This is a genomic window from Pseudalgibacter alginicilyticus, assembly GCF_001310225.1.
GTDB lineage: Bacteria > Bacteroidota > Bacteroidia > Flavobacteriales > Flavobacteriaceae > Pseudalgibacter > Pseudalgibacter alginicilyticus.
Genome location: NZ_CP012898.1, coordinates 969,639 through 993,625, shown reverse-complemented (window position 1 = coordinate 993,625; position 23,987 = coordinate 969,639). Strand labels below are relative to the sequence as shown.

27 protein-coding genes and 2 tRNA genes are annotated in these 23,987 nt (G+C 29.8%); 19 read left to right on the top strand and 10 right to left on the bottom strand.

Features of this window, described 5'->3' with window-relative positions; genetic code table 11:
• Nucleotides 1-23 precede the first annotated feature (23 nt).
• The 3 genes from APS56_RS04160 to APS56_RS04150 all read left to right on the top strand — a co-directional run bounded on the left by APS56_RS04160 (nucleotide 24) and on the right by APS56_RS04150 (nucleotide 2,237).
• Complete coding sequence (locus APS56_RS04160) at nucleotides 24-455, top strand: DUF5606 family protein (protein ID WP_054725043.1); 432 nt, start codon at nucleotides 24-26, stop codon at nucleotides 453-455.
• 129 nt (nucleotides 456-584) lie between these two features.
• Entirely contained in the window at nucleotides 585-1,145 is a 561-nt protein-coding gene (locus APS56_RS04155) for a TlpA family protein disulfide reductase (protein ID WP_054725039.1), read from the top strand.
• Between the two features lie 126 nt (nucleotides 1,146-1,271).
• Nucleotides 1,272-2,237 (top strand): D-2-hydroxyacid dehydrogenase, encoded by a 966-nt coding sequence (locus APS56_RS04150; protein WP_054725038.1) that lies wholly within the window; start codon nucleotides 1,272-1,274, stop codon nucleotides 2,235-2,237.
• Between the two features lie 16 nt (nucleotides 2,238-2,253).
• Here the strand turns inward: APS56_RS04150 and APS56_RS04145 are convergent, their stop codons facing one another.
• Genes APS56_RS04145 through APS56_RS04125 form a run of 5 tightly spaced genes read right to left on the bottom strand, consistent with a single transcriptional unit; the run spans nucleotide 2,254 to nucleotide 7,141 of the window.
• Nucleotides 2,254-3,399, bottom strand: a complete 1,146-nt coding sequence (locus APS56_RS04145) for a lycopene cyclase family protein (protein ID WP_054725035.1) — start codon at nucleotides 3,397-3,399, stop codon at nucleotides 2,254-2,256.
• A 15-nt stretch (nucleotides 3,400-3,414) separates the two neighbouring features.
• Nucleotides 3,415-3,864, bottom strand: coding sequence for a sterol desaturase family protein (locus APS56_RS04140; protein ID WP_054725033.1), 450 nt, complete (start codon nucleotides 3,862-3,864; stop codon nucleotides 3,415-3,417).
• Nucleotides 3,865-3,874: 10 nt separating this feature from the next.
• Nucleotides 3,875-4,714, bottom strand: a complete 840-nt coding sequence (locus APS56_RS04135; RefSeq protein WP_054725031.1) for a phytoene/squalene synthase family protein — start codon at nucleotides 4,712-4,714, stop codon at nucleotides 3,875-3,877.
• Nucleotides 4,715-4,724: 10 nt separating this feature from the next.
• Nucleotides 4,725-6,194: a phytoene desaturase family protein gene (locus APS56_RS04130; RefSeq protein ID WP_054725029.1), complete on the bottom strand. Its 1,470-nt coding sequence runs from the start codon at nucleotides 6,192-6,194 to the stop codon at nucleotides 4,725-4,727.
• Between the two features lie 47 nt (nucleotides 6,195-6,241).
• Entirely contained in the window at nucleotides 6,242-7,141 is a 900-nt protein-coding gene (locus APS56_RS04125) for a MerR family transcriptional regulator (protein WP_054725028.1), read from the bottom strand.
• A 283-nt stretch (nucleotides 7,142-7,424) separates the two neighbouring features.
• Here APS56_RS04125 and APS56_RS04120 point away from each other — a divergent pair, with 283 nt between their 5' ends.
• From APS56_RS04120 to APS56_RS04080, 9 genes are all read left to right on the top strand, one after another.
• Nucleotides 7,425-8,729, top strand: a complete 1,305-nt coding sequence (locus APS56_RS04120) for a site-specific integrase (RefSeq protein WP_054725026.1) — start codon at nucleotides 7,425-7,427, stop codon at nucleotides 8,727-8,729.
• 4 nt (nucleotides 8,730-8,733) lie between these two features.
• Nucleotides 8,734-9,399, top strand: coding sequence for a hypothetical protein (locus APS56_RS04115; protein WP_157757600.1), 666 nt, complete (start codon nucleotides 8,734-8,736; stop codon nucleotides 9,397-9,399).
• Nucleotides 9,400-9,508: 109 nt separating this feature from the next.
• Nucleotides 9,509-9,796, top strand: a complete 288-nt coding sequence (locus APS56_RS04110) for a helix-turn-helix domain-containing protein (protein ID WP_054725022.1) — start codon at nucleotides 9,509-9,511, stop codon at nucleotides 9,794-9,796.
• Between the two features lie 5 nt (nucleotides 9,797-9,801).
• A complete protein-coding gene (locus tag APS56_RS04105; RefSeq protein WP_082379241.1) occupies nucleotides 9,802-10,929 on the top strand; it encodes an AAA family ATPase in 1,128 nt (375 codons plus the stop codon).
• 57 nt (nucleotides 10,930-10,986) lie between these two features.
• A complete protein-coding gene (locus tag APS56_RS04100; RefSeq protein ID WP_054725020.1) occupies nucleotides 10,987-11,898 on the top strand; it encodes a DUF6371 domain-containing protein in 912 nt (303 codons plus the stop codon).
• A gap of 23 nt (nucleotides 11,899-11,921) precedes the next feature.
• A complete protein-coding gene (locus tag APS56_RS04095; RefSeq protein WP_054725018.1) occupies nucleotides 11,922-12,212 on the top strand; it encodes a hypothetical protein in 291 nt (96 codons plus the stop codon).
• The gene (locus tag APS56_RS04090; RefSeq protein WP_054725016.1) at nucleotides 12,205-12,483 is read left to right on the top strand and encodes a hypothetical protein; all 279 of its coding nucleotides are present in this window, start codon (nucleotides 12,205-12,207) and stop codon (nucleotides 12,481-12,483) included. The genes APS56_RS04095 and APS56_RS04090 overlap by 8 nt, the downstream gene beginning before the upstream one ends.
• Nucleotides 12,484-12,500: 17 nt before the next feature.
• Entirely contained in the window at nucleotides 12,501-13,109 is a 609-nt protein-coding gene (locus APS56_RS04085) for a hypothetical protein (RefSeq protein ID WP_054725014.1), read from the top strand.
• 148 nt (nucleotides 13,110-13,257) lie between these two features.
• A complete protein-coding gene (locus APS56_RS04080; protein ID WP_054725012.1) occupies nucleotides 13,258-13,887 on the top strand; it encodes a hypothetical protein in 630 nt (209 codons plus the stop codon).
• A gap of 192 nt (nucleotides 13,888-14,079) precedes the next feature.
• Here the strand turns inward: APS56_RS04080 and APS56_RS04075 are convergent.
• Nucleotides 14,080-14,164 (bottom strand) — tRNA-Leu (locus APS56_RS04075).
• Nucleotides 14,165-14,220: 56 nt separating this feature from the next.
• Nucleotides 14,221-14,293: transfer RNA gene (locus tag APS56_RS04070), tRNA-Lys, on the bottom strand.
• Between the two features lie 146 nt (nucleotides 14,294-14,439).
• Between APS56_RS04070 and APS56_RS04065 the strand changes: the two genes are divergently transcribed.
• A complete protein-coding gene (locus APS56_RS04065; RefSeq protein WP_054725011.1) occupies nucleotides 14,440-14,961 on the top strand; it encodes a shikimate kinase in 522 nt (173 codons plus the stop codon).
• Here APS56_RS04065 and APS56_RS04060 read toward each other — a convergent pair.
• On the bottom strand, nucleotides 14,953-15,453 hold the full coding sequence (locus APS56_RS04060) for a phosphoribosyltransferase domain-containing protein (protein WP_054725009.1): 501 nt from the start codon (nucleotides 15,451-15,453) through the stop codon (nucleotides 14,953-14,955). The two genes, APS56_RS04065 and APS56_RS04060, sit on opposite strands and share 9 nt — an antisense overlap.
• A gap of 33 nt (nucleotides 15,454-15,486) precedes the next feature.
• Nucleotides 15,487-15,858: an RNA-binding S4 domain-containing protein gene (locus tag APS56_RS04055; RefSeq protein ID WP_054725007.1), complete on the bottom strand. Its 372-nt coding sequence runs from the start codon at nucleotides 15,856-15,858 to the stop codon at nucleotides 15,487-15,489.
• 189 nt (nucleotides 15,859-16,047) lie between these two features.
• Between APS56_RS04055 and APS56_RS04050 the strand changes: the two genes are divergently transcribed.
• A complete protein-coding gene (locus APS56_RS04050; protein WP_054725005.1) occupies nucleotides 16,048-16,980 on the top strand; it encodes an FKBP-type peptidyl-prolyl cis-trans isomerase in 933 nt (310 codons plus the stop codon).
• A 45-nt stretch (nucleotides 16,981-17,025) separates the two neighbouring features.
• On the opposite strand, the gene APS56_RS04045 is transcribed toward APS56_RS04050, so the two are convergent.
• On the bottom strand, nucleotides 17,026-17,661 hold the full coding sequence (locus tag APS56_RS04045; RefSeq protein WP_157757599.1) for an outer membrane beta-barrel protein: 636 nt from the start codon (nucleotides 17,659-17,661) through the stop codon (nucleotides 17,026-17,028).
• A gap of 358 nt (nucleotides 17,662-18,019) precedes the next feature.
• On the opposite strand from APS56_RS04045, the gene tgt reads away from it, so the two are divergent.
• The 5 genes from tgt (at nucleotide 18,020) to dnaB (ending at nucleotide 23,928) form a co-directional block, all read left to right on the top strand.
• Nucleotides 18,020-19,150 carry a tRNA guanosine(34) transglycosylase Tgt gene (gene tgt / locus APS56_RS04040; RefSeq protein ID WP_054725003.1) on the top strand — a complete coding sequence of 377 codons (1,131 nt, stop codon included), beginning with the start codon at nucleotides 18,020-18,022 and terminating at the stop codon, nucleotides 19,148-19,150.
• 5 nt (nucleotides 19,151-19,155) lie between these two features.
• The gene (locus tag APS56_RS04035; protein WP_054725001.1) at nucleotides 19,156-20,232 is read left to right on the top strand and encodes an LptF/LptG family permease; all 1,077 of its coding nucleotides are present in this window, start codon (nucleotides 19,156-19,158) and stop codon (nucleotides 20,230-20,232) included.
• Complete coding sequence (locus APS56_RS04030; protein WP_054724999.1) at nucleotides 20,219-21,115, top strand: DMT family transporter; 897 nt, start codon at nucleotides 20,219-20,221, stop codon at nucleotides 21,113-21,115. The genes APS56_RS04035 and APS56_RS04030 overlap by 14 nt, the downstream gene beginning before the upstream one ends.
• A gap of 149 nt (nucleotides 21,116-21,264) precedes the next feature.
• Nucleotides 21,265-22,218, top strand: a complete 954-nt coding sequence (locus APS56_RS04025; protein ID WP_054724997.1) for an acetyl-CoA carboxylase carboxyltransferase subunit alpha — start codon at nucleotides 21,265-21,267, stop codon at nucleotides 22,216-22,218.
• Nucleotides 22,219-22,386: 168 nt separating this feature from the next.
• On the top strand, nucleotides 22,387-23,928 hold the full coding sequence (gene dnaB / locus APS56_RS04020) for a replicative DNA helicase (RefSeq protein WP_054724995.1): 1,542 nt from the start codon (nucleotides 22,387-22,389) through the stop codon (nucleotides 23,926-23,928).
• The last annotated feature ends 59 nt before the right edge of the window (nucleotides 23,929-23,987 follow it).

Sequence of the window (23,987 nt, the reverse complement as noted above, 5' to 3'; positions counted from 1 at the left end):
TTTGCCACTTTTAAAAATTGATTATGGGCTTAGAAAAAGTATTAGCAATTGCAGGAAAACCTGGACTTTATAAATTAGTAACACAAACACGAGGTGGTTTTGTTGCTGAATCTTTATTAGACAAAAAGCGTATTTCTATTAGTATTCAACAAAATGTAAGTGTACTTAGCGAAATAGCTATTTATACTTTAACAGAAGAAGTGCCTTTGGTAAACGTTTTAGCAAGTATAAAAACTAAAGAAAACGGCGAGCAAACACGAGTAAAAGCAAAAGATAGTAGTGATAAATTAGAAGAATACTTTTTTGAAATATTACCAGATTATGATGAAGATAGGGTGTATGTAAGTGATATAAAAAAAGTAATTAAGTGGTATAATTTATTACAAGAACATAATATGTTGGATTTATTAGATTCTAAAGCGGATACTGAAAAAACAGCAGACGAAGAAGAATAGAATTTTAAATTTAAAATACTAATAAAACCTCCTGTTTTGGGAGGTTTTTTTTGTCCTTTAGTTAAATATTTTGAGGTGTTATTACTGCGTAATACTTTCGACTAATATGACATATTTAATTATATTAGAATGAAAATTTCAAAACCAAAAACAAGTAATATTCTTTTTTTTGCAATTTTACTATTACTAATTATTCCACAAACACGACAACCAATTCAAGTGTTTATTCATAAAGGGTTGGCATTATTTAGCCCGTCTGTTATAAATGATGAAAAACAAAAGGTGTTAAGGGACTATGATTGGAAATTAGTTGATGCTAATGGAAACTTATTTAATTTTGAAGATGCTAAAGGAAAGGTGATTTTAGTCAATTTTTGGGCAACCTGGTGTCCGCCTTGTATTGCCGAAATGCCAAGCCTGCAAGAATTGTATGAGGATTATCAGGATAAAATACTTTTCTTATTAGTTTCAAATGAATCTTCAGAAACTATTAATAAATTTATAGAAGGTAAGGGGTATTCATTTGGAGTATATGGTAGTTTGTCAAATGTTCCAAAGGATTTAGCAACGAGCAGTATTCCAAGAACATTTTTGATTGACCAAAGTGGAGCTATAGTCATAGACAAAACAGGTGCAGCTAATTGGAATAGTTATTCTGTTAGAAATACTATTGATAACCTATTAAAATAACAAAACTGGACTTGATAATGTAACGTTAAAAGCTTTGAAACTTGTTTCTTTTTCCGTGGCTCTATTATTATAAGTTTTTCTATTTCTAAATTTTAATATAGCTTTACTTAATTAAAAATATTAGCAATGAAATTAGTGGTTTTAGATGGGTACACGTTAAATCCAGGAGACTTGAGTTGGGAAGGAGTAGAACAATTTGGAGATTTGGTTGTATATGACCGAACTAAAATTGATAATCAGAATATCATCAAAAATATTGGTGAAGCAGAAATTGTTTTCACGAATAAAACTCCACTACCAAAAGAAGTTTTGATTAATGTGCCTCATTTAAAATATATTGGGGTATTAGCAACAGGTTATAATATTATAGATGTTGAAACCGCAAAAAATAGGGGGATTGTGGTTAGTAATGTACCAACATATGGAACAAATGCAGTAGCTCAATTTACTATGGCTTTATTGCTTGAAATGTGTCATCATATAGGAAATCATTCAAAAGCTGTATATAATGGCCAATGGGCAGAATCATTGGATTTTAGTTTTTGGAATTCGCCACTTGTAGAACTTGATGGAAAAACTATGGGGATTATTGGTTTTGGAAAAATAGGGCAGGCTACAGCAAAAATAGCCCAAGCATTTGGATTGAACATATTGTTTTATAATAGAAGTAAAAAGTCAGAATTAGAAACACAAACTTGTAAATATGCTGAGTTGGATGATGTTTTAAAGTTATCTGATATTATCAGTTTACATTGCCCTTTAACAGAAGCCACTGAAGGAATCATCAATCATCAAAACATATCAAAAATGAAGGATAGTGTTATGATTATAAATACATCTAGAGGCGGTTTGATTGTGGAAACCGATTTAAAAGATGCTCTCAACTCAAGAAAAGTAGCAGGAGCTGCTGTAGATGTGGTTTCAATAGAGCCAATAGAAAAAGAGAATCCATTGTTGGATGCTAAAAATTGTATCATCACACCACATATTGCCTGGGCTCCAAAAGAATCCAGAAATAGATTGATGCAAACAACGATTGAAAATTTAAAAGCTTTTTTGGATGGTAGCCCAATAAATGTTGTTAATAAATAACATGCTTTTTTACTTATTAAAGTGTTTTAAAAAAAGCTTTAATAAAACTCCATGAGAATAAAGACCACATAATTTTAATTTCTTCAATGAAAGAGGATTCTTCGTCTAAAAAGCGAAACATGGTTTGTATGGAGTTTTTATCATAAAATTGCTGAAAAATCCATTCCCCTTTATAGTTTTCATCTTTTAAGACTTTTAAAAACACCTTGTCGTAAAACATGTATTTACTTTTAAATAAGTTGTGTGAAGGTATTCGGTTTGCTTTAAGATTACCAATAATAATAGCTGCTTTTTTTTCGGTATGTTTGAATGAATACCCAGTAGACCCTTTAACCCAGCCACCAGCTGTGCCTATTTTGGTAGTCTTTTTTGTGTTGTATTTATAAAAAGGGAAATTGGTCATAGGGATTTGTCCCATTTCAGTTTCAATAACAGTATAGTTTTCTATTTTTAAATACGTATCAATATATGTTTTAATGTATGTGTCGTAAATAGCTTCGGTTACAGTGTTTTCGGTAAAATAAGTAAACTCTATTAAGGCTTCATTTTTTGAAAAAGGTAAAATATATGTAAATGTAGTTTGTTCACCATCTTTTAACCGGTAATCCATCATGGTGATTTTATTGTTATCAAAAACAGCTGTGTTGGTTTTAATTACCCAACCTTTAAAATGTTGAATTAAATAAGTGTAGTTTTTAATTTGTCCTGAAGAAATATTTGGAATTCTACTATCAAACACATGATTGCAAGTGTAAGTGTTTTTATTTGTTTTAACTAGTGCTTGCTTACTTTCATTTACCGAGTAGACTTTCTCTTTTATAAAATGAATGTTAGAATGCTTTTTTAGTTTTGATATGGAGTGTCTGTAAAAATCAATAGATTTTATAGATTTATACTGATAAGGTTTTAAATTTAAATCAATATTTTTTTTTGATGTTATAACGGTTGCATGTTCCCATGTTTTGTAGGTTAAATCATTCCATTGTGAAGGTTTTGTTTCCCAAAAACTCCAGGTTTTATCATTGGTTTTTTTTTCTGAAACATCTATTAAAGCTATTTGCTTATTATCAAAAAACGAATCAGAAGTCATTTTTAGTGCCAATTGCAAACCAGCCAAACCATTTCCTATGATGATATAATCAAAATGAAATTCATCAATCATATTCACAAATAGGTTTTATTTCTTAAAATATTTGAATGGAACGAAAAGCATACCAAAACATTCGCCATCATTTTTGCCAATGTGTTTGTGATGCATTTTGTGAGCTCTTCTTAAACCTTTAGCATACCAATTGTTTGCATTTCTAAATATTTTAAATCGTTGATGGATAAAAATATCGTGTACCAAAAAGTAGGTAGCTCCATAGGCCATAATTCCTAAAGCTATGGGTAAACAGAACCACACATTTTCATAATTCCATAGGTAAAAGCAAAGTATGCTAACGGCTGCATAAAACAAGAAAAAAGCGTCATTGCGCTCAAACCAACCATTGTGATCTTTTTTATGGTGATCTTTGTGTAAATGCCACAAAAAACCGTGCATGATATATTTATGGGTAAACCATGCCATAAATTCCATAAAGCAAAAAACACTAATAAAAATTAATATCCAAAATAGGGTTTGCATAATTTTAATTTCACATTAAATTTAGTTGATATTTTACATAACTACGCATTAAAAGTTCCATTTTTTTTGGATCAGAAACTCGAATGCGTGTATTTTTAATTTGTAAAGCAGGCGTTTTCTTTAGTTTTTTTAGTAGTTGACTGTAATATCTATAAGCCATAAAAACTCCAAATTTAGCTTCTATGGGCAATTTTTTTATACCAGAAAGACCTTTGTTGAAATCGGATTCAATATCTTCAATGATGGTTTTTTTAGAGGTTTCGTCTAATCTACTTAAATCGATATTAGGGAAATAGCTTCTATTTAAATCATCAAAATCAGCTTTTAAATCTCTAAGAAAATTTACTTTTTGAAATGCAGAACCTAAAGCCATAGCTGTTTCTTTTAATTCGTTGTACTTAGATTTGTCTCCTTTCACAAAAACTTTAAGACACATAAGTCCAACAACATCAGCAGACCCATAAATGTATTTTTTAAAATCTGATTCTGCAAGATATGTTGATTTGTGTAAATCCATGCGCATACTGTGCAAAAAAGCATCTACCAGTTCTTTATCAATATTATATTGATGGTAAGTGTGTTGAAAAGAATTTAGTATTGGATTCAGACTTATTTTATTGTGAAGCGCATCTTCTAAATCGTTTGAGAAATTGTTGAACAATGTTTCTTTGTCATAATCATGAAAAGAATCTACAATTTCATCAGCAAATCTTACGAAGCCATAGATGTTATAAATATCTTTTCTGATGGATTTGTATAGCATTTTTGTAGCTAATGAAAATGATGTACTATATGTTTTAGTAACAATTTTACTACAATCATACGATATGGTATCAAATAAAGCTTTCATATTTATAAAATTAGTTACTATGATGTTTTTTTATTAAATCAGCTACCAGTTTTCCTGAAATTAGTGAAGGCGGTACACCTGGGCCAGGAACTGTTAATTGACCAGTAAAAAAGAGGTTTTTTACTTTTTTACTTTTCATTTTAGGTCTTAAAAAAGCGGTTTGCATGAGTGTGTTTGCCATACCATATGCATTTCCCTTATATGAATTGTAATCTTTTACAAAATCGTTAACACAAAAGGATTCCTTAAATATAATGTGTTTTTTTACTTTTTGAGAGGTTAAGTTTTCAAATCTTGTTATTATTTTATTGAAATAAGTTTCTCTTAGCGTAGTTGTGTCTTTTAATCCTGGTGCTAATGGAATTAAAAAAATACCAGCTTCTTTTTCATTTGGGGCACAACTATTATCTGTTAAGCTAGGAAAACTTGCGTAAAATAATGGGTTTTCTGGCCATTTAGGGGTGTCGTAGATGGCTTCGGCATGTATTTCAAAATCTACATCAAAAAATAATGTATGGTGGTTTACATTTTTTAGCTTTTTGTCAAAACCAATATAAAATAATAATGAAGAAGGAGCGAATGTTTTTTTGTTCCAATACAATTCAGAGTATTGTCTGTAAGGCTTATCAAGAAGTGTTTCTGAGTGATGATAATCTGCGCCACTAAGTACTATATCTGCGTTGTAAATGGTTTTATTGGAAATTATTCCCGTAGCTTTACCATCATCATTAACTAATATTTTTTCAACGGGCGCATTTGTTTTTATTTTAACCCCTAATTCTTTAGCTAATGCTTCTAAAGCTAAAATAACTTGGTACATACCTTTTTTGGGATGAAAGGTTCCTATTCCAAAATCAGCATAATTCATAAAATTATAAAACGAAGGGGTGTTGCTAGGTTTTGCACCTAAAAATAAAACAGGGAATTCAAGAATTTTTACTAAACGTTCATTTTTAAATTCTTTTCTAACATCCTTTTTAATGGTGCTAAAAAACTGATTAAGTTTTGTAATGGTTTTAGGAGTTATTAGTTCTAAAGGTGAAACCCCTGGATTGTAAACCAAATCTTTGATGGCAATGTTATAATTGCTTTTAGCTTGTTCTATAAATATTTTAAGTTTTTTAGAACTTCCTTTTTCTTCTACTTCAAATGCTTTTAGTATTTTGTCTAATGTATCTTCAATGGTTATATAATCTTCTTTTCCAAAATAAACACTGTAAGCAGGATTTAGTTTTTCTAATGTGTAATAATCTGAAGGCTGTTTATTAAAATCAGAAAAAAATCGTTCAAAAACATCAGGCATCCAGTACCAAGTAGGACCAATATCAAAAGTAAATCCCTTTTTTTTAAATTGTCGGGCACGACCGCCAATTGTTTCGTTTTTTTCAAATACAGTTACATCATTGCCAGCTTTAGCTAAATAGCACGCAGCTGATAGTGAAGAAAAACCTGAGCCAATTATAGATATTGTTTTATTCATTTTGTTTAACAAATATAAAAATAAATTAAACAAAAAATAATTTATTTTTATAATTTTTCAATTAGACTTTCTATAGAATTGTATCGTATTACTTTTTTAGGTAGCTCAATTGTATTGAGATGATTAAGTTTTTTGCCTAAAAGCAGGAGTTTTGTTTTGTTGTCTTTTAACAACATGTTGTTAAATTTATTGATGTAGTTAGGAATGGCATCCAGTTCAGGGCTTACGGTAAAATAAGATATAAAAGTAATGTCATCAAAAAAAGTAAACAGATCTGTTAAACTTTCCATAGGAATGTTTCCTCCTAAAAAAATACTATGATATCCTTTGCTAATTAATTGATAATTAATAAATAGCAGCCCAATGTCATGTATTTCATTTTCTGGTAGAAAGAGTACGAAAGTTTTAGATTTTGGTTTGGGGTCTAACGTTTGTATTCGTTCAATGTTAATAAGTATTTTTTGTTTTATATGAATGGAAATAAAATGTTCGTGTGCAGGGGTAATGGTATTTGTTTGCCAAAGCAAACCAATTTCATTTAATAGAGGAAGAAATATGTTGTAAAAAATGTCATTAAAAGACTTATTTTCAATTAAGTTGTTGTAAGTGTTGTAAAAAAGAACTTGGTCAAAGTTTACCATGGCCAATTTAAAAGCATTTATGGCATAGTCTTCTGCTTTACTTCTTGAAGCTATTTCTCTTACTTTAATAGGAATTTGATTTTCTTCTAAGCTTGCAATTTTAGAAATTTTAATACCATTATTGTTTAGATAAGAAATGTTTAAAAGTTTTTGAAAACTTTCTAAACTGTAGTTTCTAATATTAGTGTCGGACCTATTTGGGCTCAATAGATTATAACGCTTTTCCCAAATGCGGATGGTATGTGCCTTTATCCCAGTAAGGTTTTCTAAATCCTTAATACTGAAATGCGTCTTAATATTGTTCATTTTATTTTAAATAATATTAAACAATATTACGTAAAAAAAATAAATGAATTAAAAAAGGGGGATAAAAATGATTTATAAGTGCGCACGAGAATAACACAAATTAAATTTTCATATATTTTCAAGTGTTTTTAATATTCTATAAATTGCAGTAAAATAAAGTTTTATAGGGTGTTTTGTTCTGTTTGTCTTTTCAGGTGTTTTCATTTGTTAACAATTGTGTGCACAATTTTTGTGTTATTTGTGCACAATAAATTATCTTTGATATGTTCAAATATATCATATAATGGCTACAATTGCATTTGCTTACCGTTCTACAAAAAAGGAAGCTAATATTCAAGTTAGATTAGTTACTTACTTAGAAGGTACTAAAAAGGAAGATACTAAAAAGCGCAAATCTATTTATGCATCTACTAAATTTGAAGTCTTAAAGGTTTTTTGGGATAAATACCAAACAGGAACTAAATTTTCAGGAATTAATAAAGGTTTAGCGTTAAAGCTTGACACACTTAAAAAAGAAATAAGCGAACATATTTTAGATGCTTATAAAAGTGTAAAAGACAAATCAATTATAAATAAAGAATGGTTACTTCAAACAGTGCACGAGTATTACAACCCTCCACAACCTGAAATTGAAATAGTAATTCCTGAACACCTTATAGAATATATTGATTTTTATAAAAACGACAGGGGAAGTGATTTAAGTTTAAACGCTGTAAAAAAATGGGGTGTTATTAAAAATAAACTTTTACGATTTGAAGCTTCACAAGGTAAACACTATTTAATTAAAGACGTTAACAGCACTTTTAAAAATAGGCTATTAGATTACTATACAGCAAATCAATATTCGGTGAATACAGCACAAAGGGAATTTGCTTATATCAAATCATTATGTAAACACGCTAGGTTAAAAGGTGTAGAGGTTTCGCCTGAAACAGAAGGTTTGACAATTAAGAAAGTAAAGTTTCCAAAAGTGTATTTAACTTTTACTGATTTAACTAAAATTCAGGAATTAGAAGGTTTAACAGAATCACTAGATAATGCAAGGGATTGGCTTATTATATCCTGTTATACAGCCCAGCGTGTAAGTGATTTTATGCGCTTTAATAAATCTATGGTAAGATTAGAAAAGAATGTTCCTATAATAGAATTTACACAAGTAAAGACAGGTAAAGAAACTGCAATTCCTTTATTGCCTGAAGTAATGAGTGTTTTAGATAAACGAGGCGGGGAATTTCCAAGACGTATATCAGACCAAAAGTATAACGATTATATAAAAGTTGTATGTGAAAAGGCTGGTATTAATAAAAAGACAAAAGGTAAAAAACGTGTCTGTGTAGCACCTGAAGGAGTTAAACCAACAAAAAATCATTATAGAGATTTAGAAGGAACTTTTGAAAAATGGGAACTTGTATCAAGTCATATTGGACGTAGGAGTTTTTCTACAAACTACTATGGTAAATTACCTACTACTTATTTAATAGGTATCACCAATCACAGCACAGAAGCGCAATTTTTAAATTATATTCAAAAGGGTAAAAAAGACCTTGTCTTTGATGCTTACGAACAATTAATAAATGCAAAACAATAATTATATGAAAATAAAGGACTTTCATAAAGCTTTAGATGTTGTTTTTAGTGATTGGTATCAATACAATAATTACGAAGAAAAAATGTATTTTACTTTTAGTGATATTCCTAATAAAAAGAAGTTTGTTAAATATGTTAGAAAAGAATATTTACCTAGTATCTATTTACGACTAAATGAATATGAAAATTTAGAAGGTGCTTATTATTCTAATATTTGTAATTTAATTAATCACAAGATTGAATTTTTAGAAAATTGGTTAATTGATAAAGAGGAATTTTATAAACTTTCAAAGTTTGAGGAACCAACACCATCAAAGCCAGCTAAAAGAAGTGGACGACCAAAAACCGAAATAAAAAATGCTATTTGGTATTTAGATAAATTTCAATTAGATGAAAATAAGGCTAAATTCCTGAAGATTTTAAATGAAAAATACAAAGGTGTAGAAGCTAAAACTTTTAATCATCTAATAATGGTATTGAAAGATAGACTATACTTAAAGCCAGCTTCAAATATTGAGTATCGCGAATCATTTACAGAAGCAATTGAACCTATTGTACAAAAAAAACAAAACTTTGATAAATTCTTTAGAGATAATACACCCGACCCAACGACTTACAAAATTATCAAAGAGCAAATCGACGCAATTATTAAAGAAAATACTCTCGTTTAATTGTCTTAATTAATTAGAACAATTAAGACAATTTTAAACAACTGACATTCAGTTAATTACATAGTATTGCAAGATATATTTGTCTTATCGAATTAAAACATAAAACGATATGACAAATTTTAATGTAAACCTACAAGACTATTTACAGCACTTAGTAAATGAAGCTGTACAAAATTCAATTCCTAAAACGGTACAAGCAACCGCAGAACTTCTAAAACAGGATTTACCTAAAAATAATCCTGATGACCTTCTTACACCAAAAGAGGCTTCAGATATTTTAAAATGTTCTATTACCACCCTCTGGAGGTACGAACAATCAGGTAAAGTAAACAGCTTAACTATAGGAGGTAAACGTCTCTATAAGCGTTCAGATTTGTTTAATGCATTAAATAAATAAAGACTATGAACACAGCAAATATTCATAGTCTTAATAATGCAATTCCTAATATACAAGACAAATATAATCAATTAGTTACGGTTGCACAAGAAAATTCAAGTATTGGAATTGATGACCTTTTAACCGAGGTTGAAACCTTAGAAAATGGGTTTCTAAATTCAGATGAAAGTAAAGGTTTGTTTACTGTCAAGCCAGCTAATAAATGGATTGAATTAGCTAAAACAAGACCTATACCAAAAATGTTATTTGGTGAACTATGGTTTGAAAATGAACTTTGTATTCTGTTTGCAGATACTAATTTAGGTAAATCTATATTAGCTGTGCAAATAGGTAATAGTATAAGTAAAGGCGAGTTTATAAATGGTTTTACTTTAGAAGCTATAAAACAACCTATTTTATATTTTGATTTTGAACTTTCAGATAAACAATTTGAAAATAGATATTCTATAAATTTTGACCAGCATTATAATTTTGATGACAATTTTATTAGAGTAGAAATTAATCCTGATGCAGATATACCAGCAAATGAAACTTTTGAGAGTTATCTAAACAATTCATTAGAACGTAGTATAATAGATACAGATGCAAAAATTCTAATAATAGATAATCTTACTTACCTAAAAAATGAAACTGAAAAGTCTAAAGATGCTTTGCCATTAATGAAGCATTTAAAAGCTTTAAAAAGTAAATACGGACTTTCAATTTTAGCATTAGCACATACGCCCAAAAGAGATTTAACTAAGCCTATAACTAGGAATGATTTAGCTGGTAGTAAAATGCTTATAAACTTTGTAGTTATTTGTTTTTCTATAGGTGAAAGTAATACAGATAAACAGCTTAGATATATTAAACAAATTAAAGCACGTAACACAGAAATTATATACGATACTGAAAATGTTGCAGTCTGTCAAATAGATAAGCCTCATAACTTTTTAGAATTTGAATTTGTTGATTATGGTAATGAGAATGAACATTTAAGACAGGTATCAAAAGAAGATAAAGAAATGTTAGAATCAAATATTATTGAGTTGAAAAGTAGTAATCCGAATATAAGTTTTGGAGATATAGCCAAGCAACTAGGAACTAACAAAATGAAGGTTAAAAGAACTTTAGATAAATATAGTAAATCGTAACAGTCGTAACAGTCGTAACACCTGTTACACTTGTTACGGGTGTTACGCTTATAAAGGATGAAAGATTATAGATACATATTAGAACCATATAAAGGAATAAAAACTCGTTACCGTTGCCCAGCGTGTAATAAATCAGGGGTGTTTACTAAGTATATTGATACCTATACAAATGAACATTTAAGCGATGTTGTAGGTGCTTGTAATAGGCTTTTAAAATGTGGTTATCACTATACACCAAAACAATATTTAAGTGATAATAATATACAGAATGTTACACCTGTTACACGAGTTACACCAGTTACAAAGTGTTACGAAAAGCCAAGTTATATTGATAATAATATAGTGGTTAAAAGTATATCTAGTAAAGCACCTAATTACTTTTTAGATTTTTTAACCAATCATTGGAATAAAGAGGTATCAAATGAATTAGCAGATGTTTATAAAATAGGTACTTCAAAACATTGGAACGGTGCAAATGTTTTCTATCAAATTGATAGTAACAACAAAGTTAGAACGGGTAAAATAATGCTTTATAATGCTATTAATGGTAAGAGAGTAAAAGAACCTTATAGTCATATTACTTGGGTTCACAAGGTTTTAAAGCATGATAATTTCAATCTTAAACAATGTTTGTTTGGTGAACATTTAATTAATACAGATATATCAAAACCAATTGCCATTTGTGAATCCGAAAAAACTGCAATAATAGCAAGTGTTTATTTACCTGAATTTATATGGCTTGCTTGTGGAGGTTTAAACAATCTTAATAAGACTAATACAAAGGTTTTAAAAGGTCGTAATGTAGTATTATTTCCTGATGCTGGATGTTATGATATATGGAATAATAAGATGCCACAATTAAGCCATTTAGCAACGTTTAAGATGTCAACATTAATAAGAGATAAAGCAACAAAAGAAGATAAAAAACAAGGCTTAGATATAGCAGATTATCTATTGAAAATACGTTAAAGTAGCATTAATAACATGAAAATATGAGTTTTAAGAATAATAAAGAATTAGCAAGACAGGCTGGAAAATTAAGCAGCCGAAAAGGACAGAGTAATAAAATGAGTGTAGAAACACGAGAAGCTTTTAAAGTTTTAGTTGAAAGTAATTTAACACGTCTTCAGGATGATATAAATCAACTCGAACCTAAAGACAGATTAAAAGTAATAATGGAGTTAGCGACCTTTGTTTTACCAAAACTAAACGCTATCGATATAACGAGTGGAGGCGAACAACTTGAGAGGTTTGTAACAATAAATATTGAAGATTATGAATAAGCAAATAAAATTAAACAATGCAAAAGAAATTTTAGAATTGTTTGAAGCACATCCGAAATTGAGTTTTGACCAGATGCAAGATATTATCAATGCTTACACAGGCAATAAAATAAAACCAATTGTATTTGTGCCAGCAGATAAGAGTAAGCCGCAAGACTTAGACAGACCTAAGCGGGAATTGCTTCAATGGGTGAAAAATAATTTAAAGGTTTTAGATGATGAAAAAGCTTTAGTTCCAGTTCTTTTTTTTACCACATTCAAACACGTATAATTTTAAATTTTAATATAATGATAGTAGAACAAAAAAAACAGGTTTTAATTAGAGTAAATAAAACCGCAATTGAAAACACTAAAAAAGGAATTGTTGACAAATTAGATTTGTTAAATGATTTTGTGAAATTTACAGAAACCATTTTAAAAACATCTTTTACGGATAATGAAAAGAGTAATTTAAAGGATGAAGGAATAATTTTTGTGAAACAATGGATTAAACCAAAGTTTAAATTTCCTGATGCAGATGAAGTTTTTAATTTACAAGCTTTGGGAATTGATTTAAAGACAATCGAAACATATTGGAAAAAGAACAATAGAAGCTGGATAGGTTTAAGTCCTGAATTAGATAAAGGAAAATTTGCTATTAAGGATTTGGATAAATTACCCGAAGTAAGAAGACATTATTATTACGCTTCAAATGATAAGCAAATAGACGCTTTTAACGAAGCAAAAGAAGTATGTAAGCACTTAAATACTTTATTAGGCTTAAACTTAATAACACATGGACAAAGTGAAATAATCAATTATTTTAAAAATATTAGATACGGAACTGAAAATAATATTCATAGCACAAAGGGAGAGTCTAAGTTTTATCCTAATGAATTAGGTGTTTTGAAACAATAGATTTTTTTTTAGACAGGAAAAGGGGGGATTGATGCTCTCCTTTTTTATTTATAATGAGTTTAAAATAAAACAATTGATGAAAACAGTAAGATTTTTCAATTAAAAAGAATTATCTTACATTTTAATTTAACCATAAAACACTAACTAAATGAGAAAAAGTTTTATTTTATTGACCGTAGCAATGCTTTTGTTTTCTTGTGGTAAAAGTAAAGGCGAACAGATGCTTTATGATTACCAACAGAAAAACGTTAAATCTTTAAATTTTGATTTAGCAGATATGAATTTTAGTATTAATAAAATTGAAAAAATGTCAGATATTAATGCTTCAGATAGTTTGCCTATTATAAAAAAAGAGTTTGCAGAGTATTGGAATAAAAACCCAGAGCAAAGTTTAATTGATACGTTAAGCTTTGATTATGTTAAAAAAGTTCTAACAAAATCAATAGCCCACCAAGATACAATGCAAAAACTTTACCAAGAAGCTGTGCTGACTGCCATACGAATTAGTGATTATAGTTATAAATATGAGTCTGAAGATAAAAGAGATAAGGCTTTGGAAAAATTGACAGATTATAAAATTGTACTAAACAGGGTCAATAAACTTGAAAAATATTATACAGCACTTTCGGAAAAACCCGATTCAATTTTAACATCAAAATATATTGCTAATTATTCTATAAATAATCCGATGTTAAGTAATGTAAGGCAAACTTTTGATAAAGTGCTTTATACTAACCCTGAACAAACAGAATTTGTAAAAGAAGAAATAATTGAATAAAAGAAGGTGTGTAAATAAAATTAAAGATGTTTTACGTACTTTTATTTTTCAGCTATGTAATTGTAGTGAGAATATTTGAACAATTATAGGGGGTTTTATAGCCCTCTTTTTTTTTGTGTTCAATTTGTGTGCAAATATAAAGAAGGTTTATTTGTAATAGGTTGATTGTTAATGTGTTGTGTTTTTTTAAAGTGCGCACGAGAAGATTCGAACTTCCACATTCTAAGCGAATACCAGCCCCTCAAGCTGGCGCGTCTACCAATTCCGCCACGTGCGCATTAAAGAAGTATGTAAAAATAAAAAAAGTTAAGCATAATGCTTAACTTTTTTTTGTGACCCGGCTGGGGCTCGAACCCAGGACCCCAACATTAAAAGTGTTATGCTCTACCAACTGAGCTACCGAGTCTTTACTTTTGTTATGCTAACCCTATTACCGTTAGCGGGTGCAAATATATATTCTTTAATTAAAAAAACAATACTTTTTTTGAATATTTTTTTGTTTTTTTGCTTAGCAATAACGTATGTTTTTAATAATCAATTCAAAAGGGTAAAATGATTTTAGTTTTAATTGGGTATATGGCTTCTGGAAAATCTACAATAGGTAGAATTTTAGCTAAGAAATTAGATTATGATTTTATTGATTTAGATGATTTTATTGAAGAGAAAGAAAAAATGGCTGTTTCAAGCGTTTTTAAAACTAAAGGCGAAATATATTTTAGAAAAATAGAATCTCAATATTTAAAAGAAATTATTTCTGAAAAAGCTAACATTGTTTTATCACTTGGAGGAGGTACACCCTGTTATAATAGCAATATGGATGTTATTTTAAACGCTAATAATGTTAAAAGTGTTTACTTAAAGGCGTCAATAAAAACATTAATAGATAGATTGAAGAATGAAAAAAGTAAGCGTCCATTAGTAGCGCATATAGAAACAGATGAAGTATTGACTGAATTTATAGGAAAACACCTGTTTGAACGCGGACAATATTATAATCAAGCTTCAAAAGTAGTTTCTACGGATGATAAAGCAGAAACAGTTATAATAGATGAGTTGCTTTTTGAATTATTCTAAATAGACTTCAAATTGATCTCCTTTTAAAACAACTTCTATGTGTTCGTGTAAAGAGGTTGATAAAGAAATACCTTTAAAGTCAGCTTTAACAGGGTATTTTTTATGATTTCTATTTACCAAAACTGCGGTTTTAAATTGTTTCAAAGGAACATTTAAAAAATGTTTGACACCATAAATTAAGGTGGTTCCTGAATTTAAAACATCATCAACTAATACAACCGATTTGTTTTTGTAATCAGACTCTGGAATAGATGTTTTAACTTCTGATAGCGGATTTTTTTTATCAATACTAACTTTACAAAGTATTGGGTCTATTTCAGAAACTTTTTTTAGTACAGCTTTTAATTTTTTTGCAAAAATGTAGCCATTGCTATCAATACCAGCTAAAATAACTTCTTTTTCATTGGCATTATTTTCGTATATCTGAAAGGCGATACGTCTTATTTTATGATTAATCTCGTTATGATTCAGTATGTTATTCTTAACAGTCATAATTTTGTGCTGTATTTAATTTAAAATATAAAATTACTCATTTTCATCAGCATAATCATCTATATCTCTTCTATCTTTTTTCGTAGGTCTTCCAGTTCCTTTTTTTCTGTAATAATCTTTAGCGAATTTTAATAATTCTTGAGCTTTAAATTGTTCTTTAGGCGTGTTATCTGTTCTATAAATATCCACTAATTTTGCGCCAACTCTACTGTCAGGTAGGTCGTTTACAGTAATTTTATAATTAATTTGGTCTTTCCTGATGTCTATTTTATCTTGAGGATAAACTTCTCTACTGGGTTTAACAACATCATTATTTACTTTTACATGTCCTTTTTTACATGCCGTTGTAGCAATAGTTCGGGTTTTGTAATATCTAATACACCATAAATACTTATCAATTCGCATACAATTATTGTAAAAACTACGTTAATCTTGTTGTGCAAGAAAATATTAAAATTGTATCTTGCGCTCCAAAAATAAGCAATTTAGTAATATTCATTTCTTAAAATTAAATTACTTAAATAATAAAGAAGGTTGAATATAATTTAAGACACTTGAAATTTTAATGTGTCGTTTTTACAAAAAAAAATTCAAATGAAATTAAAAAAAATAATAGTAGCTTTTGTATGTGTTGCCATGGGATTTATTGCTTGTAAAAAAGATGATGAAGATGAATATATAGAAGTAGAACTCAGAGACAGAACTGAACAACAAATTACTGACAATGATTCTATTGTTACATATTTAAAATCGCATTATTACAACGCGGGTACATTTGAAAACACAAATGGAAGTATTGCAGATTTAATTATAACTGAAGTAGATGGAGAAATTCCTGACCCAGAAAATAACAAATTATTGTTTGGATCAGCTGCTTTAGATAGTATACAAGTTACCTATGCTGAAACACTATATAATGTTTATTATCTTACGTTAAATGAAGGTGCCGGAGAAACCCCAACCTTTGCAGACAATGTGCGAGTAAATTATGAAGGATATACATTGGATGAAAATGTGTTTGATAGTTCAGTTAATCCCGTAGAGTTTGATTTAACAGGAGCTATTGCAGGATGGCGAAAAATATTGCCATTATTTAAAACTGCAGAGGGATTTGTGGAAAATGGAGATGGTACGGTTAGTTATTCAAATCATGGTGCAGGTGTTATGTTTGTACCTTCAGGGTTAGGTTATTTTGCCAGTGGTTCAACTAATATTTCATCATACTCTCCATTAGTTTTTAAGTTTGATTTATTTGAAATGCAAGAGAATGATCATGACAATGATGGTGTACCATCTTGGAAAGAAGACTTAAATGGTGATGGCGAATTTTTCACAACAGATGATGATGAATTAGATGATACTGATGGCGATGGTACCCTTAATATAATTGATACTGACGACGATGGCGATGGTGTACCAACCATTAGGGAGGATATTGATGGCGATGGTGACCCAACTAACGACATTGGTAAAAATGGTATTCCCAGGTATTTAGATCCTGAAGAAACAGAAGCAAATATTTTATAAAACAAAAAATCTCGCTAATTGCGAGATTTTTTGTTTTTAATACTCTCAAAGTATAAGAGATAAACTTAAAATCAATTGATCAGGGCGTGTGTCTATTCGACTACCAGTACTAACAATATTGTCATTTATAAAAGTAGCTTCATTGTCGCTAAATCCTCGCTCGTATCTTAAATCAATACCAAATTTGTTAATGTTAAGCCCAATACCAAAATTAAGGCCTACACTAAAATCATTTTCAACGTCATTAATAGCAATGCCATCAAATTCAGTATCTAATATGTATTGGAATGATGGTCCAGCAAAAACGCTAACAGGACCTAACACTTTAATACCAACCAATAGAGGTGCATCTAATTTTTGCATTTTGAAACTGTCATCATTGTAATCACTTTTAGTGGCGGTATAAACTACTTCTGGTCTAAAATATACTTTGTTTCCTATCTTACCAAAAAGTCCTAAATGGTAGCCAACACTTCTATCAGGGTGTTGCGCGTTATCTCCAATAGATTCAAAATAATCACCATTGCCATTATAATTTAAGCCTCCTTTAAAACCAACGCCATTAACTGTTTGTGCATAACCAGTAAAGGATAATAATGTAAGGGTTAATCCTAATAGAATAAGTTTACCTGTTGAAAAATGATTTTTTAAATTTTTGTGTAGATTATCCGTTTTTTTCATAATACTCTTTTTTTTAGATTCGACTTAGTCATAGTATCAAAAACGCTGCCAAAAGAGAATTATTTTATAGGTTTAATCTTTGCAGCTGAAATTATTTGCTAATTCTGTATTTTGTCGATTAAAAAATTAGCAAACTTTCATTTAATCATATTTTGTAGCATATTAGTGTTCTTTTTAGATTTTAAATAAAATAAGGGTGTGGTATTTGTTGAAACTTCATTTTAATTCTATTCAAAATAGAATCTGTTATTGAAGAAAAATAATGATACATCTTTTCATAATTTTATATACTTATACCATATCTAAATACATTATAATTAAAAAAATATGTAGGTTTGCCAACTGATTAATGTATCGCATGAAATTTGAATTAAAAGCAAAAGATTTACAAAGTAAAGCAAGGGCAGCAACTATAAAAACAGACCACGGTGTTATAGAAACTCCCATTTTTATGCCAGTAGGTACGGTGGCTTCTGTAAAAGGGGTGCACCAAAGAGAATTAAAGCAGGATATTAATCCAGATATTATTCTTGGTAATACATATCATTTATACCTGCGACCTCAAACACCTATTTTGGAACAAGCAGGAGGGATTCATAAATTCATGAATTGGGACAGAAATATTTTAACAGATTCTGGTGGGTATCAAGTGTATTCATTGTCTTCAAACAGAAAGATAAAAGAAGAAGGTGTTAAGTTTAAATCACATATTGATGGTAGTTACCATACATTTACACCAGAAAATGTTATGGAAATTCAACGTTCTATTGGAGCAGATATTATCATGGCTTTTGATGAATGTACGCCCTATCCATGTGAATATAATTATGCCAAACGTTCTATGCATATGACGCATCGCTGGTTGGATAGGTGTATCAGTCATTTAAAAAAAACACCACTTAAATATGATTATAATCAGGCTTTCTTTCCTATAGTTCAAGGAAGTACCTATAAAGATTTACGAAAACAATCAGCTGAATATATAGCTAATACTGGGGCGGTTGGGAATGCTATAGGTGGTTTATCTGTTGGTGAGCCTGCAGAAGAGATGTATGCGATGACAGAGGTGGTTTGTGAAGTTTTGCCAGAAGATAAACCCCGATATTTGATGGGAGTAGGAACTCCTATCAACATTTTAGAAAATATTGCCCTAGGTATTGATATGTTTGACTGCGTTATGCCCACAAGAAATGCTAGAAATGGGATGTTGTTTACAGCACACGGTACAGTTAATATTAAAAACCTAAAATGGGCCAATGACTTTTCACCAGTTGATGCTATGGGGATAACTTTTGTAGATACAGATTATTCAAAAGCATATTTACGTCATTTGTTTTCTGTAAATGAAAGGTTAGGAGCTCAAATAGCTACAATTCATAATTTAGGATTTTATTTGTGGTTGGTTAGAGAGGCAAGAAAACATATCTTAGCAGGAGATTTTAGAGTATGGAAAGATATGATGGTAAAACAAATGGATAAGCGATTATAGTTTAAATGAAAATACTTGATTGGTACATATTAAAACGTTATTTACTTACATTTTTAATGATGTTATTACTGTTTATTCCAATTGGAATAACAGTACACTTAGCTGAAAAAATTGGGAAAATACTTGAAAACGAAGTACCATTAGGAGAAGTGCTTATATATCTTTATGATTTTACTATTTATTTTGCAAACATACTTTTTCCCTTGTTTTTGTTTCTGTCTGTTATTTGGTTTACTTCAAAATTAGCAAACAATACAGAAATTATAGCATTTTTAAGTTCGGGGGTCTCGTTTTCAAGATTTTTAAGGCCATATTTAATAGGAGCAAGTATTATTGCCTTTATGGCACTTATGTTAGGGCTGTTTTTAGCCCCTGATGCGAGTAAAGGTTTTAATGAATTTGATTTTAAATATTTCCATCCTACCCGAAAGGATAGTCAAGATCAAAATGTTTATAGGCAAATTAATGACAACGATTTTATTTATGTAAGTAGTTTTAATACGAAATCAAAATTGGGTTATAATTTCACATTAGAACATTTTGAAGACAATGTTTTAACCTATAAAATAGATGCTAAATCTATTAAATATGTAGAAGAGGATACTGTTTATGTATTAACAGATTATGTAAAACGCCATGTGGGTGAATTTGAGGATGTAATAGAAAGGGCAAAAAGGAAAGATACTTTATTTGATTTTGAAGTTAAAGATTTGGTGCCTGTAATTTATGAAGCTGAAATTCTTCCTTATGACGAATTGGTGGAATTTATTGATAAAGAAGAAAAAAGAGGGTCTTCAAATATTGGTAGGTATCAACTTGTAAAATACAGAAAGTGGAGTTTGCCTGTTGCCATATTTATATTAACTATAATCGCGGTATCAGTATCTGCTATGAAGCGCCGAGGCGGTATGGGAGTTAACTTAGCGGTGGGTATTTGTATAGCTATGGTGTTTGTGTTTTTTGATAAAATTTTTGGTGTTATGGCAGAGCAATCTAATTTTTCTCCCATGATAGCCGTATGGTTTCCAAATGTTATTTTTGGTGTGTTAGCAGCTTATCTTCTGTACAATGCTAAACGCTAAAATAAAAAATCATCTTCATTTACATTTTTTAGTTTTAATAGCTGGTTTTACGGCTATTTTAGGAGAATTAATTTCTATTGATGCCATTCCTTTGGTTTGGTTTAGAATGCTTTTTACGGTTGTTTTAATGTTTTTATATATTAAAATAACTAAAATTAATATAAAAATAAGCTCCAAATCCTTAGCTAAATTAGCAATAGCAGGAATTGTTATAGCGCTACATTGGATGGCATTTTTTGGATCGATAAAAGTATCTAATATTTCCATAGCATTAGGGATGTTTTCTACAGGCGCTTTTTTTGCTTCAATTATAGAGCCTATTGTTTACAAGCGAAAAATTATTTGGTATGAAATTATAATAGGGCTTTTTGTTGTTTTTGGTGTTTTTATTATCACCCAAAATGAATTTGAATATATATATGGTATTTTTTTAGGATTAATTTCAGCTTTTTTGTCGTCTTTATTTGCAGTACTTAATGGCAAGTTTTTAGAAAAACATAGTGCTACAGTTATTTCATTTTATGAGTTTTTAAGTGGTGTTTTATTTATTTCAATTTTTATATTTTTTTTAGAAAAACCTTTTTCTATTGAATTCTTTAATTTAGATTTCTTAGATTATGGATATCTATTTGTTTTGGCATCAGTTTGTTCGGCTTATGCTTTTATAGCTTCTGTCCATGTCATGAAAGTTATCAGCCCATATACCGTTGTTTTAAGTTATAATTTAGAACCTATTTATGGTATTCTGATTGCTATGTATCTTTTTCCAGAGCAAGAAAAAATGAGTACTTCTTTTTATTACGGTGCAGCCATTATTATTATCATGGTTATACTAAATGTAATATTGAAAAATTTAAGATTTCTAAAAAGAAAACGTTCATAATGTTCTATGAAGATTAAAGTTTTTATATTTGTAGGCTGACCAAAAAGAACCCTAACTAAATTTAATTTTCATTTTGTATGAAAATTAATTCTTAGTTGTTTCAGCTTTTGTGAAAATTAATATTTTAAACTGATTAATGATAAATTCTTATGGAATATTTAGAATTTGAACTCCCAATAAAAGAACTTGAAGATCAATTACTAAAATGTAAGCTTATTGGAGAAGAGAGTGAAGTGGATGTTACAGAAACCTGTTCTCAAATAGAAACAAAATTAAAAGAAACTCAAAAGGAAATATATAAAAATTTAACGCCGTGGCAGCGTGTACAAATGTCTCGTCATCCTAACAGACCTTATACTTTAGATTATATTAAGGCTATTTGTGGAGATTCCTTTTTAGAACTTCATGGTGATAGAGGTTTTAAAGATGATAAAGCCATGATTGGAGGTTTAGGTAAAATTGGCAATCAAAGTTTTATGTTTATAGGGCAACAAAAAGGATTCAATACTAAAACACGTCAGTATAGAAATTTTGGAATGGCTAACCCTGAAGGTTATCGCAAAGCTTTACGCTTGATGAAATCTGCTGAAAAATTTGGTATTCCTGTTGTTACTATTTTAGATACACCTGGGGCATATCCTGGTCTGGAGGCTGAAGAACGTGGACAGGGAGAAGCGATTGCTCGTAATATTTTGGAAATGACCCGTTTAAAAGTGCCTATCATAACTATTATTATTGGAGAAGGAGCCTCTGGTGGAGCATTAGGAATTGGCGTAGGAGATACCGTTTTAATGTTAGAAAATACTTGGTATTCAGTAATTTCACCTGAATCTTGTTCTTCAATTCTTTGGAGAAGTTGGGAATTTAAGGAACAAGCAGCAGAAGCTTTAAAATTAACAGCTTCTGATATGAAAAAGCTTAAAATGGTAGATGAAATTATCAAAGAACCACTTGGAGGCGCTCATAGAAACAGAGAAAAAACATTTGAAATTGTTAGCAATGCTATTGTGAAATCTTTTGAGAATCTTAAAAACTTATCACCAACCGAATTGGTGAAAAATCGTATGGATAAATATGCTAATATGGGTGTGTTTAAAGGCTAAACCTTTTAAAATGCTATAATAAAAAAAACTGGAGTTTTATACTTCGGTTTTTTTTATGGTTATTCACAATATTTTTGAGTTATCAACAGTTAGATTGTTAACTAAAGGTTAATAATCACAGTAGAAAAAAGGAGCAATAACCTCTTATTTTTAATTACTTTCGCAGTTATGGAACAGCCCAATCAATTAAAAGGATATAAAGTAGATAGAAGTACCTTAATCAGTCTTGAAAAAGGAAAGATACCTCCACAAGCTATTGATTTAGAAGAGGTTGTGCTTGGTGCTATGATGATTGATAAGAAAGGGGTAGATGAAGTTATAGACATTTTAAGTCCCGATGCTTTTTATAAAGAAGCGCATCAACACATATTTGCTGCTATTTTTCAGCTGTTTGAAAATAGTGAACCTGTAGACTTATTAACCGTATCAACACAATTAAAGAAAAATGCTAAGTTAGAATTATCTGGAGGTGATTTTTATCTTATTTCACTCACTCAAAAAGTATCCTCTTCAGCACATATTGAGTTTCATGCACGTATCATTTTACAGAAATTTATTCAACGTAGTTTGATTAAAATTTCAAACGAAATTATAGAAGAAGCTTACGATGAAACGAAAGATGTTTTTGATTTATTAGATACAGCTGAATCAAAATTATACGAAGTTACTCAAGGTAATATTAAAAAATCGAGTGAAACGGCTCAAGATTTAGTAATTCAAGCTAAAAAGAAGATTGAAGAAATTTCTAATAAAGAGGGATTAAGTGGGATTCCAACAGGTTTTAATAAGCTTGATAAATTAACTTCTGGTTGGCAACCATCTGATTTAATTATTATTGCAGCACGTCCTGGTATGGGTAAAACAGCATTAACGCTGTCTATGGCAAGAAATATTGCTGTAGATCAAAATATTCCTGTAGCATTTTTCTCTTTAGAGATGGCTTCAGTGCAATTAATTACCCGTCTAATATCCAGTGAAACAGGCTTGTCGTCTGAAAAATTAAGAACAGGAAAATTAGAAAAGCATGAATGGGAGCAGCTTAACGTAAAAGTTAAAGGCTTAGAAAAAGCACCTTTATTTATTGATGATACCCCCTCACTTTCAATATTTGATTTACGAGCCAAGGCCCGTCGTTTATCATCACAGCACGGCATTAAATTAATCATGATTGATTATTTACAATTAATGACAGGCGGTAATAATCATGGAGGGAATCGAGAGCAAGAAATATCTATGATATCAAGAAATCTTAAGGCTTTAGCAAAAGAATTAATGGTGCCAGTAATTGCTTTGTCACAGCTTTCGCGTGCAGTGGAAACACGTGGGGGGAGTAAACGACCTTTATTATCAGATTTACGTGAATCGGGAGCCATTGAGCAAGATGCTGATATTGTATCGTTTATTTATAGACCAGAGTATTATAAAATTGATGAATGGGATGATGAAGAGCGTTCACCTACCGAAGGTCAAGGTGAGTTTATTGTTGCAAAACACCGTAATGGTGGTTTAGAAAATATTCGTTTGAAATTTATTGGTCATTTAGGTAAGTTTGATAATTTAGATGATTTTGATTCACCTTTTGAGTTTCATTCTAAAATGAATTCAGCAGCAAATGATGATACATTTCAATCAGATAATTTTAAGGCCAGTCCAGACCAAGCTTTTGGTAGTTCCTTTAATGACGAAGATGATAATGAGGTGCCTTTTTAAGAATTAATCTTCTGTTAAACATATTTAGTAAAGTATTTTTTTAAGTATCTTTCAAGTAA